Origin of the sequence: Propionivibrio dicarboxylicus (assembly GCF_900099695.1) — a bacterium.
Lineage (GTDB): Bacteria > Pseudomonadota > Gammaproteobacteria > Burkholderiales > Rhodocyclaceae > Propionivibrio > Propionivibrio dicarboxylicus.
The window spans coordinates 1-16,122 of sequence record NZ_FNCY01000023.1; the positions used below are offsets into that span (position 1 = coordinate 1).

The 16,122-nt window shown below is 62.6% G+C and carries 13 protein-coding genes; 3 read left to right on the forward strand and 10 right to left on the reverse strand.

Translation table 11 applies throughout. The features are described 5' to 3' along the window. Both BLR25_RS18680 and BLR25_RS18685 read left to right on the forward strand, forming a co-directional pair. Window positions 1-222, forward strand: a 222-nt coding sequence (locus BLR25_RS18680; protein ID WP_143009869.1) for an acyl-CoA carboxylase biotin carboxyl carrier protein subunit, incomplete at its 5' end; no start/stop codon positions are given. 1 nt (window position 223) lies between these two features. After that, entirely contained in the window at window positions 224-1,351 is a 1,128-nt protein-coding gene (locus BLR25_RS18685) for a sodium ion-translocating decarboxylase subunit beta (protein ID WP_091938550.1), read from the forward strand. A gap of 147 nt (window positions 1,352-1,498) precedes the next feature. Here the strand turns inward: BLR25_RS18685 and meaB are convergent, their stop codons facing one another. The 9 genes from meaB to BLR25_RS18730 form a co-directional block, all read right to left on the reverse strand. Beyond that, window positions 1,499-2,509 (reverse strand): methylmalonyl Co-A mutase-associated GTPase MeaB, encoded by a 1,011-nt coding sequence (gene meaB / locus BLR25_RS18690; RefSeq protein WP_091939953.1) that lies wholly within the window; start codon window positions 2,507-2,509, stop codon window positions 1,499-1,501. Window positions 2,510-2,655: 146 nt separating this feature from the next. Beyond that, on the reverse strand, window positions 2,656-4,812 hold the full coding sequence (gene scpA / locus BLR25_RS18695; protein WP_091939955.1) for a methylmalonyl-CoA mutase: 2,157 nt from the start codon (window positions 4,810-4,812) through the stop codon (window positions 2,656-2,658). Window positions 4,813-5,058: 246 nt separating this feature from the next. Beyond that, window positions 5,059-5,937, reverse strand: coding sequence for an AEC family transporter (locus BLR25_RS18700; RefSeq protein ID WP_091939957.1), 879 nt, complete (start codon window positions 5,935-5,937; stop codon window positions 5,059-5,061). Between the two features lie 66 nt (window positions 5,938-6,003). Next, window positions 6,004-7,224 (reverse strand): MFS transporter, encoded by a 1,221-nt coding sequence (locus BLR25_RS18705; RefSeq protein ID WP_091939959.1) that lies wholly within the window; start codon window positions 7,222-7,224, stop codon window positions 6,004-6,006. A 59-nt stretch (window positions 7,225-7,283) separates the two neighbouring features. After that, window positions 7,284-7,682 carry an RNA-binding S4 domain-containing protein gene (locus BLR25_RS18710; RefSeq protein ID WP_091939961.1) on the reverse strand — a complete coding sequence of 133 codons (399 nt, stop codon included), beginning with the start codon at window positions 7,680-7,682 and terminating at the stop codon, window positions 7,284-7,286. 4 nt (window positions 7,683-7,686) lie between these two features. After that, on the reverse strand, window positions 7,687-10,785 hold the full coding sequence (locus tag BLR25_RS18715) for an efflux RND transporter permease subunit (protein WP_091939963.1): 3,099 nt from the start codon (window positions 10,783-10,785) through the stop codon (window positions 7,687-7,689). Window positions 10,786-10,795: 10 nt separating this feature from the next. Beyond that, a complete protein-coding gene (locus tag BLR25_RS18720) occupies window positions 10,796-11,944 on the reverse strand; it encodes an efflux RND transporter periplasmic adaptor subunit (protein ID WP_091939965.1) in 1,149 nt (382 codons plus the stop codon). Then, window positions 11,941-13,185, reverse strand: coding sequence for a diaminopimelate decarboxylase (gene lysA / locus BLR25_RS18725; protein ID WP_091939967.1), 1,245 nt, complete (start codon window positions 13,183-13,185; stop codon window positions 11,941-11,943). The genes BLR25_RS18720 and lysA overlap by 4 nt, the downstream gene beginning before the upstream one ends. Then, window positions 13,182-13,418 carry a hypothetical protein gene (locus BLR25_RS18730; RefSeq protein WP_091939969.1) on the reverse strand — a complete coding sequence of 79 codons (237 nt, stop codon included), beginning with the start codon at window positions 13,416-13,418 and terminating at the stop codon, window positions 13,182-13,184. Before BLR25_RS18730 ends, lysA begins: the two co-directional genes overlap by 4 nt. Before the next feature lie 35 nt (window positions 13,419-13,453). On the opposite strand from BLR25_RS18730, the gene cyaY reads away from it, so the two are divergent. After that, window positions 13,454-13,771, forward strand: coding sequence for an iron donor protein CyaY (gene cyaY, locus BLR25_RS18735; RefSeq protein WP_091939970.1), 318 nt, complete (start codon window positions 13,454-13,456; stop codon window positions 13,769-13,771). Between the two features lie 12 nt (window positions 13,772-13,783). Here cyaY and BLR25_RS18740 read toward each other — a convergent pair whose 3' ends face one another. Then, window positions 13,784-16,078, reverse strand: a complete 2,295-nt coding sequence (locus BLR25_RS18740) for a penicillin-binding protein 1A (protein ID WP_425438699.1) — start codon at window positions 16,076-16,078, stop codon at window positions 13,784-13,786. Window positions 16,079-16,122: the final 44 nt, after the last annotated feature.

The window sequence follows — 16,122 nt, forward strand, 5'->3', positions numbered from 1 at the left end:
GGCAAGGGCGCGCTGAAGGCGCCGATGCCTGGCGTGATCCTGGAAGTGAATGTCAAGGCTGGCGACAAGGTAACGCGTGGTCAGCAAGTGGCGATTCTGGACGCGATGAAGATGCACAACGTGATTGGTGCGCCGCGTGACGGCGTTATCGGTGAAGTGTGCGTGGCGGCGGGACAAAGTGTCGGTCACGGCGACGTGATCGTCACCTTCAAGGAGGACTGAGATGATCGATCAAGAAACGATCGGCCTGCTCATGAAAGGCGTCAATGGCGTCACATGGCAGTCGCTGGTCATGATCGGCGTGTCGTTTGTCCTGTTCTATCTTGCGATCGTCAAGGACTACGAACCGCTGCTGCTGCTGCCGATTGGCGCGGGCTGTCTGCTCGCCAACCTGCCGCTGTCGCCGTTGATTGCCGAAGACGGGATGCTGAAGATTCTGTACGAGATGGGCGTGGGCAACGAGATGTTCCCGCTGCTGGTCTTCATCGGGATCGGTGCGCTGACCGACTTTGGACCGCTCCTGGAGAATCCGAAGTTCGTGCTGCTGGGTGCTGCGGGTCAGTTCGGGATCTTCCTGACGCTGATTCTGGCGCTGCTGCTGGGCTTCACGCAGAAGGAAGCGGCCTCGATCGGTATCATTGGCGCGATTGACGGACCGACGTCGATCTACGTGTCGGGTATTCTTGCACCGCATATGCTTGGGCCAATCACGGTGGCTGCTTACAGCTACATGTCGCTGGTACCGATCATCATGCCGCCGGTGATTTACGCGCTGACGACGAAGCATGAGCGTGCGATCCGCATGCCGTATGCGTCGCGGAAGCTGAGCACGCGGACGCGGATCATGTTCCCGATCATCGTGACGGTGATGGTGGGTATTCTGGTTCCGTTTGCGACGCCGCTGATCGGCATGCTGATGCTGGGCAACCTGATGAAGGAATCGGGTGCGGTGGAACGTCTGACGAAGGCCTCGTCGAATGAGATCGCGAACACGGTGACCTTGTTCCTGGGTCTGGCGGTTGGCGGCACGATGGTTGGCACGGACTTCCTGAAGTTCTCGACGCTGTTCATTCTGGGTCTGGGTCTTCTGGCGTTCGGTGTTGACTGTGCGGCCGGGGTGATCTTCGCGAAGATCCTGAACGTTCTGACGGGCGGCAAGGTGAACCCGATCATCGGCGCGGCGGGTATCAGCGCGTTCCCGATGGCGGCGCGGGTTTGCCAGCGCGTGGCGCAGGACGAGGACTTCGAGAACTTCCTGCTGATGCACGCGATGGGTGCGAACGCTGCGGGTCAGGTAGCCTCGGTGGTTGCCGGCGGTGTGGTGCTGGCGCTGATGGGTGCTGGCGGCTAAGCCGTTCGACGCGTAGTCATGCAAAAAGCCCGCCTTCCGGCGGGCTTTTTTTTATGGGCGGCGAGGGCGGAGATTGCAGCGAAATGCGGGCAAAAAAACACCCGCCGGAGCGGGTGTTCGATGTCGTGTTCAGCTGCGGTTTCGGGCTCAGCTTTCGTGCACAAAATCGAGCAGCATGTGGGCGGCGGCGCCGGGGGTCATCTCTCCGGCGGCGACTTTGCGCGAGACCTCGGGCAGTGCGGAGTGCACCGAGGGGTTGTTGCGGAAGCGATAGTGCAGGCCCGACTCGATCATGCTCCACATCCAAGCCAGCGCCTGTTTCTTGCGCTTATCTTCGAACTCTCCGGAGGCCTTCATAGCCGTGCAGTAGTTCTGGATTTCCTTCCAGAAGTCGCCCATACCCTGTTTTTGCAACGCGCTGACGTTGATCACCGGCGGCCGCCAGTTGGGCGAGGTCGGACGCAGCATGTGCAGCGCCTGCTTCCATTGGGCGCGGGCGACGGCCGACATTTGCGGGTCGATGTCGCTCTTGTTGATGGCGACGAGGTCGGCGATTTCGACGATCCCCTTCTTGATTGCCTGCAGGTCATCGCCGGCGTTCGGCAATTGCACCAGGACGAACATATCGACCATGCCGGCCACCGTCGTTTCACTCTGGCCGACGCCGACCGTCTCGACGAGGATGACGTCGTAACCGGCGGCTTCGCAGGCCAGCATCGATTCGCGGGTCTTCTCGGCGACACCGCCGAGCGAGCCGGCCGAGGGGCTGGGACGGATGAAGGCTTCATGACGCATGCAAAGCTGTTCCATGCGCGTCTTGTCGCCGAGAATCGAGCCACCCGAAACCGACGACGAGGGGTCGACGGCGAGGACGGCGAGCTTGTAACCCTGATCGATCAGCCAGACGCCCAGTGCTTCGATGAAGGTCGACTTGCCTGCACCGGGGACGCCAGAGATGCCGATGCGGATGGCCTTGCCGGAGTGCGGCAGGAGTCGTCCGAGAACCCGGTGGGCGCGGACCTGGTGGTCGTCGCGGGTGGATTCAATCAGCGTGATGGTCTTGGCGAGTGCGCGCCGCTGGCCGGCGAGGACGCCGTCGATCAGGTGTTGATCGTCTGCGGTGAGGGCATTGCTGGGCGGGGTGGTGGTCGCATCCATGGGAAAGTGTCTTTGGCTTGTAGCTGAAATCGGGACTGTGTAGACAATGCGTGCGGGTGAGGTTCCCGCCAACTGCAATTTCGTCCGCTCAAAAAGCGAAAAGCCAAACCCCGGCGTCTGCCGGGGTTTGGCTGCTTACGACATGATTAAGCCTTCTTGGCCTTGCGGATCTCTTCGAGCACCTTGCGGGCCGAATCCTCGATACGCGTGCCCGGGCCGAACACAGCCTTGGCACCACCGGCGAACAGGGCATCGTAGTCCTGAGCCGGGATAACACCACCGGCGAAGACGACGATGTCGTTCGCGCCTTGAGCCTTGAGCGCTTCGACGAGTTGCGGAACCAGCGTCTTGTGACCGGCGGCCAGCGACGAGCAGCCAATGGCGTGCACGTCGTTTTCGATGGCCAGACGGGCGGCTTCTTCCGGCGTCTGGAACAGCGGGCCGACGTCGACGTCGAATCCGAGGTCAGCGTAAGCAGTCGCAACCACCTTGGCGCCGCGGTCGTGACCGTCCTGGCCGAGCTTGGCGATCATGATGCGCGGACGACGGCCTTCTTCGGCAGCGAACTTCTCGATGTCAGCCTTGATTGAATCCCAGGTTTCGATACCTTCCACGACACCACCATAGACGCCAGAAATGGTTTGATTGTTGGCACGATGACGACCGAAGATTTTTTCCAGCGCATCGGACACTTCACCGACCGTGGCACGCAGACGCATAGCCTTGATGGTCAGATCCAGCAGGTTGCCCTGGCCGGTCTTGGCGCATTCGGTCAGTGCATCGAGAGCGGCATTGACGGCAGCCGTGTCGCGCGTGGCACGAATCTTCTTGAGACTGGCGACTTGCTCTTCACGGACGGCGTGGTTGTCGATGTCGAGAATTTCGATCGGATCTTCCTTGGCCAGCTTGTACTTGTTGACGCCGACGATAACCTTCTTGCCGGAGTCGATCAGTGCTTGCGTCTCAGCGGCACAGGTTTCGATCTTCATCTTGGCCCAGCCCGATTCAACGGCCTTGACCATCCCACCCATGGCTTCCACTTCTTCGATGATCGCCCAGGCCTTGTCAGCCATGTCCTGGGTCAGTTTTTCCATCATGTAGGAACCGGCCCAGGGATCGACCACGTTACAGATCTTGGTTTCTTCCTGGATGATGATCTGCGTGTTACGAGCGATACGCGACGAGAACTGGGTCGGCAGCGCGATGGCTTCGTCGAGCGCGTTGGTGTGCAGCGACTGGGTTCCGCCGAAAACGGCGGCCATGGCTTCGATCGTCGTACGAATGACGTTGTTGTACGGATCCTGCTCGGTCAGCGACCAGCCCGAGGTCTGGCTGTGCGTACGCAGCATCATCGACTTCGGGCTCTTGGCGCCGAGCTTCGTCATGATGCGGTGCCACAGCATACGGGCGGCGCGCATCTTGGCGATTTCGAGGTAGAAGTTCATGCCGACGGCCCAGAAGAACGACAGGCGGCCTGCAAACACGTCAACGTCCATGCCCGAAGCGATACCGGTGCGCACATATTCGGCGCCGTCGGCCAGCGTGAAGGCCATTTCGATCGCCTGGTTGGCGCCGGCTTCCTGCATGTGGTAGCCGGAAATCGAAATCGAGTTGAACTTCGGCATGTTCTGGGCGGTGTACCCGAAGATGTCAGCGATGATTTTCATCGACGGCGTCGGCGGGTAGATGTAGGTATTGCGAACCATGAACTCCTTCAGAATGTCGTTCTGAATGGTTCCGGTCAGTTGCTCTTGCGAAACGCCTTGTTCTTCGGCGGCGACGACGTAGCCAGCCAGCACCGGCAGCACGGCACCGTTCATGGTCATCGAGACGGAGACTTTGTCGAGCGGGATGCCGTCGAACAGAACCTTCATGTCTTCGACCGAGTCGATCGCCACGCCGGCCTTGCCGACGTCGCCGACGACGCGAGGATTATCCGAGTCATAACCGCGGTGCGTGGCCAGGTCGAACGCGACCGAGACGCCTTGGCCGCCGGCGGCCAGCGCCTTGCGGTAGAACGCGTTGGATTCCGTGGCGGTCGAGAAACCGGCGTACTGACGGATCGTCCACGGGCGTGCAGCGTACATCGTCGCTTGCGGGCCGCGGGTGTAGGGGGCGAAACCAGGCAGCGTGTCGGTGCAGGGCAGGTCGGCAATGTCAGCCTTGGTGTACAGCGGCTTGACGGTGATCCCTTCGGAGGTGATCCAGTTCAGCTTCTCAATATCGCCACCCGGCGCAGACTTGCTGGCAGCCTTTTTCCAAGCGTCCAGATTGGACGAATCGGAGAATTTTTCGTTCGACATGACTTTACCTTTCAGGAAGTAAAAACCGGGGCGTCATACGGCCTTCTGCACGTTTTTCCGGCGCGGACCTCTCGTCCGGGCCGTCATGCGGCTGTAATCTGCCATGAGCCATAAATCGTACTTTAACGACACCCCCCTCACAAGGCGAAGGCAGTCGAAATGTGGAAATCCACAAACGAAATAGGGCGATAGGGCACGGCTGCAGGCTATGCCGCAGCACTATTTCCGGGTTTTTCGCCGGCGTTTCTAGAGGGCGATGTAAAGCGCCAGGGGAACGAAGATGAGCGAGGCGATGTTGCCGACGACGACGATCGCGGAAACCAGTCCGGGATCCTGGCCGTAGCGCTCGGCGAAGATGTAGTTCATGACTGCCGGCGGCAGCGCCGCGTACAGGATCAGCAAACCCTGCATCGGCGGCGTCAATGGCAGGATTTTGGTCAGCGGCCAGGCGATCACCAGGCTGGAGATCGGGCAGAGGAAGGCGCCGACGAGGCCGATGCTCCAGTTGCCGACCCGGAAGGTCGAGAAGCCGACGCCGAGCGCGAAGAGACCGAGCGGGATGGCGGCGTCGCCGATCATGCGCAGGCTGCTGGCCAGCCAGTCAGGCAGGGCGAGGCCGGCCAGGCTCATCAGGACACCCAGGATCATCGCCCAGAGCATTGGGCTCTTGAGTGTGCCGCGGATGTCGATGCCGGGTGAGCAGATGCGGATGCCCAGGGTGAAGTGGATCAGGCTGAAGATCATGAAGATCGATACGGCGGCCGGCAACAGGTCGGCGCCAAAGGCGAACAGCGTCAGCGGCAGCCCCATGTTGGCGACGTTGGAGAAGACCATCGCCGGGACGAAGGCCGGCACGCTGTACTTGAGCAGGCGGGCGACGCCCCAGGCGATCAGGCCCGATCCGAAGAGCATGATGATCGAACCGAGCAGCAGCGGCAGGTATTCGACGATGTGGAAGTCCTTGGCCGCCATCGCCGAGAAGATCAGCGCGGGAAAGAGCACGTCGACCGACAGGCGATTGACCCAGCGCATGTCCGGCTTGGCGATGCGCCCGTAACCGAAACCGATGGCGGAAACGACGAGTACCGGCGTAATGATGCCGATGATGCGAATGAAAAGATCCATGTCGGGGGAAACGGAGGCCTGCGATTTGTCTTGTATAGCAGTGTAACCCGAGAATCGGACGCTGCGTTATTTTGCCGCGGCGATCGGCGCTACGACCGGTGCTTCGCGGATCGGCAGATTCACCAGTGCAGCCAGGCCGGCGAGCGTGATGTCGGCATACCACATCCAGCTGTAATCGCCGAAACGGGTGATCGAGATGCCGCCGAGCCAGGCGCCGAGGAAACCGCCGATCTGGTGCGAGAGCAGCGTCATCCCGAACAGCGTGCCGAGGTAGCGGATGCCGAACAACTTACCGACGATGGCGGCGGTCGGTGGGACCGTGGCCAGCCAGGTGAAGCCGAGGCCGGCCGCGAACAGGTAGAAAGTCAGGTCGGTACGTGGCGACACGAGGTAGAGCGCGATCAGCACGGCGCGCGAGCCGTACATCCAGAACAGCACGTACTTGCTGCGATAGCGGGCGACGCAGGCGCCGGCGACGAGGCTGCCGAGGATGTTGGCGGCGCCGATGATGGCCAGCGACCAACTGGCGACCGAGGCCGGCAGTCCGCATAGGTTGACTTCACCGGGCAGGTGAGTGACGAGGAAAGCGATGTGGAAGCCGCAGGTGAAGAAACCGGCGTGTAGCAGCAGATAGCTGCGGTCGCGGAAGGCGTCCTTCAGACTTTGCCAGAGCCCGGCGCCTTGGGCGGCGTGGCCATGATGATCGGGGCCGTGCGGTTCGGCAACTACGCGCACGAGCGGCAGGGCGGCGAGGGTGACGGCAGCGAGCGCCCACATTGCGCCCATCCAGCCCAGCACCTGGATCAGCTTTTGCAGGATCGGCGCGAAGATGAACTGGCCGAAGGAACCGCCGGCGTTGATGATCCCGGAGGCGGCACCCCGCGTCTGCGGCGGCAGGCGGTTGCTGACCGCGCCGATCAGTACCGAGAAACTGCCGGCGCCCGAGCCCATCGCCGAGAGCAGTCCGAGCGAGAGGATCAAGCCCGAAGTGCTGTCCATCCACGGCGTGACGGCGCTGCCAATGGCCAGTGTGACGAGGCCGCAGGCGAGGACCTTGGCCGGGCCGTACCGGTCGGCGAAGGCGCCGGCGATCGGCTGGATCAGCCCCCAGGTGAACTGGCCGACGGCCATTGCCAGACTGATCGCGGCAATGCCGAGGCCGGTGCTGTCGTTGAGCGGCGCCAGGAACAGGCCGAGCGATTGTCGCGCGCCCATCGTCACCATGAGGATGCCGGCGGCGGCAAGGGTGACGATCCAAAGGGCGGGCGTATTGAGCGATTTGAACATGGATGGACGAGGTCGGCAGGAGGGGGTTCGAACGCGCCGGAATGGCGGAGTTCAATGCTTCAGGTGTTGTCGGTGAAACGGTGGATTTGGCGGCGATCACGCTTGGTCGGGCGCTCGCCGCGGTCGCTACCGGGCGCCGGAGCGAGTCGCCGCGCTTCCTGCTCGGTCGCCCGCCGTTGCACGCTTTGCTCGGTTTCCCGGTAAAGCTGCTGGGCCGCGCTGGCCGGGCCGCGCGTGGCGGCGATGGCGCAGACGACGACGGTCCAGCGCTGGTAGCCGATGCTGAGATCGACGGTGTCGCCGGGGCGCACTTCACGCGCCGGTTTGACTGCCGCGCCGTTGAGCCGGACATGGCCGGCATCGATGGCGGCAGTGGCCAGCGAGCGCGTCTTGAAAAAACGCGCGGTCCACAGCCACTTATCGATCCGCAGACTTGCCGACGTGGATTCTGAACTCAATCGTTCAGTCCTTCTCGGCGTCGACGTTCATGTGGGCGGCTTCTTCGCGCCGGGTGAAGCGGTCGAGGTAGAGGTAGATGACCGGCGTCAGATAGAGCGTCAGCAACTGCGACAGCAGCAGCCCGCCGACGACGGCAAGTCCCAGCGGTTGCCGCACTTCGGCGCCGGCGCCGATGCCGAGGGCGATCGGCAGCGTGCCGACGAGCGCGGCCATCGAGGTCATCATGATCGGCCGGAAACGGATCAGGCAGGCCTGGAAGATCGCATCGAAGGCCGGCATGCCGGCACTGCGCTGCCGGTCGAGGGCGAAGTCGATCATCATGATGGCGTTCTTCTTGACGATGCCGATGAGCATGATGACGCCGACAAAGGCGTAGAGGCTGAGGTCGATCTGGAAGATCAGCAGGGTCAGGAGCGCGCCGACGGCGGCGGAGGGCAAGCCGGAGAGAATCGTCAGCGGGTGGATGAAGCTTTCGTAGAGGATGCCGAGCACAATATAGACGACCACGATGGCGATCGCCAGCAGGATGCCGAGGCCTTGCAACGACGCCTGGAACGCCTGGGCAGTGCCCTGCAGGCTGGTGTTGAGCGATACCGGGAGGCGCAGTTCGCGCTCAAGTTCCTTGATGCGATCGACCGCCTCGCCGAGCGAAACGCCTGGCATCAGGTTGAAGGAGATCGTCACCGACGGCAGCTGCCCCTGGTGGTTGATGGTCAGCGCCTGCGTCGACTTGGTCATGCGCGTGACGGTGTCGAGGGGCACCAGTTTGCCGCTGCTGGCGCGTACGTACAGGCGCGAGAGCATCGACGGGTCGAGCTGGAACTCCGGCGCCACCTCAAGGATGACCTGATACTGGTTGGCGGTGCCGTAGATGATCGAAATCTGGCGGGCGCTGAAGGCGCTCTGCAAGGCATCCTCGACCTGGGCGAAGCTAAGTCCCAGCGTGGCGATCTTGTCGCGGTCGACGGTCAGCGAGACGACCGGGCTCTTGTTGTTGAGCGTGCTCGATACGTCCACGATGCCGGGAATCTGGCGGATCTTGTCGAGCAGGGTATTCGTCCATTGATAGAGTTCGGCGAGATCGGTGTCCTGCAGCGTGTATTGGTATTGTCCGGCGGTGATCTGGCCGCCGATGCGGATGACCGGCGGGTTCTGCATATAGACCCGGATGCCGGGTACGGCGGCCAGCTTGGGACGCAGTTCCTGAATGATCTGGTCCGGCGTCAACTTTCTTTCGTGCGCCGGCTTGAGCATGATCGACAGCGTGCCGGTGTTGGATGTCGGGCGCTGGTTGGTGGCGCCAACGCTCGACATGAACGAACGGATGTTCGGATCCTGTGCGATGATTTCGGCGATCGCTTGCTGGTGCTCGACCATGTAGGCGAACGAAGCGTCCTGCGGGCCTTCGGTGGTCGCCGTGATCTGGCCGCTGTCGCCGCTCGGCAGGAAGTCCTTGGGCACCTTGCCGAATAGCACTGCGGTCAGCGCGATGGTCAGGAAGAAGCCGACGAGCACCGTGCGCGGATGTGCCATGGCGAGGCGCAGGCTGCGCTCGTAGCCGTTGAGCAGCGTGGTGAAGAAATTTTCGAAGGCCTTGAAGACACGGCCGTGGTTCTCCGTGTCGGAATGCTTGAGATAGCGACTGCACAGCATCGGCGTCAGCGTCAGCGAGACGATGCCCGAGACGAGAATGGCGGCGCAGATGGTGACGGCGAATTCGTTGAGCAGGCGGCCGACGATGCCGCCCATGAAGAGGACCGGGATGAACACCGCGGTCAGCGAGAAAGTCATCGAGATGATCGTGAAACCGATTTCGCGCGAGCCTTTGATCGCCGCGTGTAGGGGTGTCTCGCCCATCTCGACGTGGCGGACGATGTTCTCGAGCATGACAATGGCGTCGTCGACGACGAAGCCGACCGACAGCGTCAACGCAAGCAGCGACAGGTTGTCGAGGCTGAACTTCATCGCGTACATGACGGCGAAGGTGCCGATCACCGAGATCGGCAGTGCCAGCGCCGGGATTGTCGTCGCCGAGAGATTGCGCAGGAAGAGCAGGATGACGAGGATGACGAGGAAGCCGGCGAGCACCAGTGTGAATTGGACGTCGTCGATGGCCTCGCTGATGGTGACGCTGCGATCGTAGAGCGTCGTCATGTGGATGGCCGCCGGGAGCTTGGCCTGGAAGCTCGGCAGCACGCGCTTGACGGCGCTGACCGTCTCGATGGTGTTGGCGCCGGGCTGGCGGAAAATGGCGAGGACGATGGCGCGTTTGTCGACGTTCCAGGCGGCGATGCGCTTGTTCTCGACGCTGTCGATCGGCGTCGCGACTTCATCGAGCCGGACCGGCGCGCCGTTGCGCCAGGCGACGATGATGTTGCGGTAGGCGGCCGCGTTGCCGAGCTGGCCGTTGTCCTTGATCGAGAACGCCTGGTGCTCGCCGTCGAACAGGCCGACCGGTTGATTGACGTTGGCTTGGGCGATGGCTTGTTGCAACTCGTCGATGCCCATGCCGCGGGCGCTGAGCTGGTCGGGGTTGGCCTGGATGCGGACGGCGAATTTCTGCGAACCGAAGACCTGGACTTGTGCCACGCCGGTGATCGTCGACAGGCGCTGGGCGAGTTGCGTTTCGGCGTATTCGTTGACGACCGGGAGCGGCATCGTCGGCGACGACAGGGCGATGAAGAAGATCGGCGCGTCGGCCGGGTTGATCTTGCGGAACGACGGTGGGACCGGCATGCTCGGCGGCAGTTTGCGCTGGGCGGCGGCAATGGCGGCCTGGACGTCCTGAGCTGCGGCGTCGATGTTCTTGTTGAGCGAGAACTGCAGCGTGATGGCGGTCGAGCCGAGGGCGCTGACCGAACTCATCGAGTCGAGTCCGGCGATTGTCGCGAACTGGTTCTCGAGCGGCGTTGCCACGGCGGCGGCCATGGTTTCCGGCGAGGCACCCGGCAGGTTGGCGGTGACCGAGATGGTCGGGAAGTCCACGCTCGGCAGTTCGGAGACCGGCAGGGCGCGATAGGCGATCAGCCCAAATATGACAAACGCTGCCATCAGCAGCGTCGTCATCACCGGGCGGCGAATACACAGTTCAGGCAGGTTCATCGTGCCGATCCTATTGGGCTTTGGGGGCTTCGGTGCCGGTTTTTTCGGTCTTGTCGGCCGGTTTTGCGTCCTTGTCCTTGTCGCGGATCTTGACGCCCGGCGTCAGGCGCAAATGGCCGTCGGTGACGACGGTGTCGCCGGTAACCAGTCCGCTGGCGATGGCGGTGAGGCTGCCGTCGGCGGCGGCGATCTGGATCTTGCGCATCTCGACGCTGTTGTCTTCCTTGACGACGTATACGAAGTTGCCGTCGGCGCCTTGCTGGATCGCTTCGCCGGGAACCGTCACGGCCTTTTCAAGCACGTCGAGGATTAGCGAGACGTTGAGGAACTGCCCCGGCGTCAGCTTTTCATCCTCGTTCGGCAGCGAGGCCTTCATCAGGATTGTGCCGGTGGCGGTATCGACGGCATTGTCGATGAAGATGACCTTGCCGGTGAAATGTTGTGACTTGTCGTTCGGGAGCGTGATATCGACGCCCATTTCGCCGGCCTTGAAGGCGCTGCGCAGCCGCGCCAGGTGTTTCTCCGGAATCGAGAAGGAGACGAGCAGCGGGCGTACGCGGTTGACGACGGCCAGCGTCGTGTCATTGACCTTGACTGCGGAGCCCGGGAAAACCACCCGGGCACCGACGATGCCGGTGAATGGCGCACGGATCGTGGTGTAGGACAACTGCAGGCGGGCGACTTCGGCCGCCGCCTGGCTGGCGCGCAGGTTGGCGGTCGCGGCCGCCTCGTTGGTGCGCGTGTCGTTGACCTTCTCTTCGGAAACGAAATTGCGATCCCTGAGCGCCGTGTAGCGGGCCGTGTCGGCGCGCGACTTGGCGATCAGGGCCTCGTCCCGGGCGACCGCGGCCTCGGCCTGTTGCAGGCGCGCGGCGAAATCGGTCGGGTCGAGGCGGATCAGTACATCGCCCTGCTTGACGTGCTGACCCTCGGTAAAGAGCACCGCGGCGACCTGGCCGTCGATACGCGGTTTGAGCGTGACGCTCTCATAGGCTTCTGCGCGCCCGACAGCCCGCAAGGCGACCGGGACATTCGCCTCGGTTGCCTTGGCTGTGGTGACCGGCACCGGTGGCGGGGCCGGTTTTTTCTTGATGTCTTCGGAGCAGGCCGCCAGCGCAAGCGTGGCGGCTGTCAGCAGGGCGACGGGCGCAAATTTCACGGCATCAGGCTTTCGAGAGCGTAGAGTTCCTCGACGGTTTCGCGCCGGCGGATGAGGTAGGCCTGGTCGCCATCGACCATGACTTCGGCGACGCGCGGACGCGTGTTGTAGTTCGAACTCATCGTCATGCCGTAGGCACCGGCCGAGAGGACGGCGAGGAGGTCGCCGGGTTCGAGCGCCAGTTCGCGGTCGTGGCCGAGGAAGTCGCCGGATTCGCAGATCGGGCCGACGATCTGCCAGGTCTGCGGGGCGACATCACGCGGCTTGACGGCGACGATGTCATGCCAGGCATCGTACAGCGCCGGCCGTGCCAGGTCGTTCATGGCGGCGTCGATGATGGCGAAATTCTTGACTTCGCCCGGCTTCAGGTACTCGATCCTGGTCAGCAGCGCGCCGGCGTTGCCGACCATGCGACGGCCCGGTTCGAGGATGATCTTGAGGCCGCGGCCCTTGAGCTTGGCGAGCAGCGGTTGCAGGTAGGCCTTGGCCGTGGGCGCTTCTTCGTCCTTGTAGCGGATGCCGAGGCCGCCGCCGAGGTCGATGTGGTGCAGGTGAATGCCGCTGGCAGCCAGTTGGTCGACCAGGATCAGGATCTTGTCGAGCGCTTCGGCGACCGGCGACGGGTCGAGGAGCTGCGATCCGATATGACAATCGATGCCGGTAATTTCGAGGTTCGGCAGCGATGCGGCGCGCTGATACAGGGCGAGCGCATCCTCGTAGGCAACGCCGAACTTGTTCTTCTTGAGGCCGGTGGAGATGTAGGGGTGCGTCTTCGGATCGACGTTCGGGTTGACGCGGAAGCTGATCGGCGCCTTCTTGCCCAGGCGGCCAGCGACCTCGTTGAGCCGGTCGAGTTCCGGTGCGGATTCGACGTTGAAGCAGAGGATGCCGACGTTGAGCGCGTATTCCATTTCCTCGACCGACTTGCCGATCCCCGAGAAAACGACCTTCTTCGGATCGCCGCCGGCAGCCAGCGCACGCTTGAGTTCGCCGCCGGAGACGATGTCGAAACCGGCGCCCTTGCGGGCGAACACGTTGAGCACGCCGAGGTTGGAGTTCGACTTGATGGCAAAGCAGACGAGTGCGTCGGTTCCCGCCAGTTCCTGATGGTATTCGTCGAGAGCGGCTTCGAGCGCGGCGCGCGAATACACGTAGCAGGGCGTGCCGAAACGGGCGGCGATGTCGGACAGGGCGACGGATTCGGCGTAAAGCTCGCCGTTCTTCAGGGTAAAGGCATTCATCGGGAGGCTTCCTTGGTCGTGGTAGTATCTACTGCAGTTGTTGCGTCTTGACGCTGGGTCGGGGAGTCTTGCGCTTGTTTGGCTTGTTGTTGCAGCGCCTGCTGCCGCGCTTTCAGCCACGCCTGCTGTTCGGCCATTTGCGCGGGGGTGAGTGTTACCGGTCCCCGGGTACCGCAGGCACCGAGCATGACGAGTGTCGCCAGCAGAACGGATTGCGCAAGACGAATGGGCATGGTCACTTAACCAAAAGCGGGAATGTTAGCACAGGATGAATGACTCGGAATTCAATGTGTTGGCCGATCAAATGCTGGATCGGATCGAGGCGGCGCTGGATCGGTGCGATGCCGATATCGATTGCGCGCGGTCGGGTGACGGTGTGCTCGAAATCGAGTTCGACGACGGCGGAAAAATCGTCGTCAATCGGCATGGCGCGGCACAGGAAATTTGGGTGGCTGCACGTTCGGGCGGGTTTCATTTTCGTTGGGACGGTGCAGTCTGGCGCGATACGCGCGATGCGTCCGAATTGACCGCGGCGCTGGCCCGCCTGGTGTCGGCCCAGTCAGGCGCGGCGGTCAGCTTCGACTGACCGCCGCCGCGCTTAGTCGACGGGTTTCGAGTTCGGGTCCTGTCGCGGCTCCGGATCGACGTTCGCCGGCACATTCTCGCGGTAGAAGAACTCCTTCGCCGGTCCCTTGCCGTTGCCGGGCGCATCGACGGCGACCAGGCCGGGCGGTTGCGGGAGGAAGGTCTCGGGTACGTCCTTGAGCACCTTGGACATGTAGCCGATCCAGGCCGGCAAGGCGGTGGTGCCGCCGGTTTCTCCGTTGCCCATGTTCTTGGGATGATCGAAGCCGACCCAGGAACAGCCGACGACGGTGCGCTGATAGCCGCAGAACCAGGCATCGACGTGTTCGTTGGTCGTGCCGGTCTTGCCGGCGAGGTCGCGGCGCTTGAGGGTTGCCGAGGCGCGGGCCGCGGTGCCGTAAATGGTGACGTCGCGCAGCATGCTATCCATCATGTAGGCGTTGCGCGGGTCGATCACCAGCAAGGATTCATCGCCTGCCTGGACGGGTTGCGCCTGAGCCAGCACCTGATCCTTGTCGTCGCGGATCTCGCTGACGATGTAGGGCTGGATGCGATAGCCGCCGTTGGCGAAAACGGCATAGGCCGTCACCATCTGCCAGGGCGTGACCGAACCGGCGCCGAGCGCCATCGTCAGGTAGGGCGGATGCTTGTCGGCGTCGAAACCGAAGCGCGTGGCGTAATCCTGGATGAAATGCACGCCGCTGGCCTGGAGCAGGCGAATCGACACCATGTTCTTCGATTTGGTGAGCGCCGTGCGCATGCGCATCGGGCCTTCAAACTTGCCGTCGTAATTCTTCGGCTCCCAGGCCTGGCTACCGGTGACGGATGCCGGGATGCTGATCGGCGAGTCGTCGATGATCGAGGTTGGTGTGAATCCCTTTTCGAGTGAGCCCGAGTAGATGAACGGTTTGAAGCTCGAACCCGGTTGTCGCCATGCCTGTGTCACATGATTGAACTTGTTTCGGTTGAAGTCGAAGCCGCCGACCAGCGCGCGGATGGCGCCGGTGTCGGGCATGGCCGACAGGAACGCCGACTCGACCTCGGGCATCTGGGTGATTCTCCAGGCATTCTTGTCGTCGGCCATGACGCGGATGATGGCGCCGCGGCGCAAGCGCTTGTTGGCCGGTGCCTTGTCGTCGAGCCAGCGGGCGCCGAGCTTGAGTCCGTCGCCGGTGATGGTGATGATCTCGCCGCCCTTGCGGTAGGCGCGAATCTGCTTGGCATCGGCGTCGAGGATGACCGCCGGATGGAGGTCGGGCGAATCGCTGAAGTCCTGAAGGACTTCGTCGAGCGCTTCGTCCTGATCGGACTTGATGTCGCCCATTTCGACGTAGGTTTCGGCGCCGCGATAGCCGTGTCGACGATCGTATTCGAGCACGTTGCGCCGCAGGCTGAGATAAGCCGCTTCCTGGTCGTTCTTGAGAATCGTCGTGTAAACCTTGAGTCCGCGCGAATACACTTCCTCCGGGAAACGCTCGGCCGCCATCTGTCGCGCCATTTCGGCGACATATTCGGCATGCACGGCGAATTCATTGGTGTCGCGCTTGATGATCAGCGTCTGCTTGATCGCTTCCTCGTGCTGCTTGTCGTTGATGAAGCCAAGTTCTCGCATGCGGCGCAGCACATACTGCTGGCGCAGGCGCGCGCGCTTCGGATTGACGACCGGATTGAAGGCCGACGGTGCCTTGGGCAAGCCCGCCAGCATCGCCGCTTCGGCGGGTGTGATGTCCTTGAGCGACTTGCCGTAATAGATTTGTGCGGCGGCGCCGAAACCGTAGGCGCGTTGGCCGAGGTAAATCTGGTTGATATACAACTCGAGGATCTGGTCCTTGCTCAGGTTTGCTTCGATCTTGAACGACAGCAGCGCTTCGTACAGTTTTCTGGCGTAGGTCTTTTCCGAGGACAGGAAGAAGTTCTTGGCGACCTGTTGTGTGATGGTCGAGGCTCCCTGCTTTTTGCCACCACCGATGAGGTTGCTGGCCGCCGCCCGGACCACGCCGAGTGCATCGATGCCGCCGTGCTGATAAAAGCGCTCGTCCTCGGCCGCCAGGATGGCCTGCTTCATGACGTCCGGGACGTCCTGGATATGGACGACCTCGCGTCTTTCCTCGCCGAATTCTCCGATCAGGTAGCCGTCGGCAGAGAAGACGCGCAGCGGAATTTTCGGGCGATAGTCGGTCAGAATCTCAAGCGAAGGGAGATTCGGATAGGTCAGCACAAGCACCACGGCAACCATCGCGGCAACCATCGCCACGGTGCCGATGAGCAGGAAGAAGGGATAGAGAATCCAGCGCGAGACGTTGGGCAAGGGAGTGTCCGGGTCGAATGAGACAGAGTCGCGCATTATAAACT

Excerpts from the sequence above, each read along its gene's own strand:
- BLR25_RS18730 (WP_091939969.1), bottom strand. The coding sequence starts at position 13,418 with ATGCCCATTCGTCTTGCGCAATCCGTTCTGCTGGCGACACTCGTCATG.
- meaB (WP_091939953.1), bottom strand. The coding sequence starts at position 2,509 with ATGGATGCGACCACCACCCCGCCCAGCAATGCCCTCACCGCAGACGAT.
- BLR25_RS18705 (WP_091939959.1), bottom strand. The coding sequence starts at position 7,224 with ATGTTCAAATCGCTCAATACGCCCGCCCTTTGGATCGTCACCCTTGCC.
- cyaY (WP_091939970.1), top strand. The coding sequence starts at position 13,454 with ATGAATGACTCGGAATTCAATGTGTTGGCCGATCAAATGCTGGATCGG.
- BLR25_RS18715 (WP_091939963.1), bottom strand. The coding sequence starts at position 10,785 with ATGAACCTGCCTGAACTGTGTATTCGCCGCCCGGTGATGACGACGCTG.
- scpA (WP_091939955.1), bottom strand. The coding sequence starts at position 4,812 with ATGTCGAACGAAAAATTCTCCGATTCGTCCAATCTGGACGCTTGGAAA.
- lysA (WP_091939967.1), bottom strand. The coding sequence starts at position 13,185 with ATGAATGCCTTTACCCTGAAGAACGGCGAGCTTTACGCCGAATCCGTC.
- BLR25_RS18700 (WP_091939957.1), bottom strand. The coding sequence starts at position 5,937 with ATGGATCTTTTCATTCGCATCATCGGCATCATTACGCCGGTACTCGTC.
- BLR25_RS18685 (WP_091938550.1), top strand. The coding sequence starts at position 224 with ATGATCGATCAAGAAACGATCGGCCTGCTCATGAAAGGCGTCAATGGC.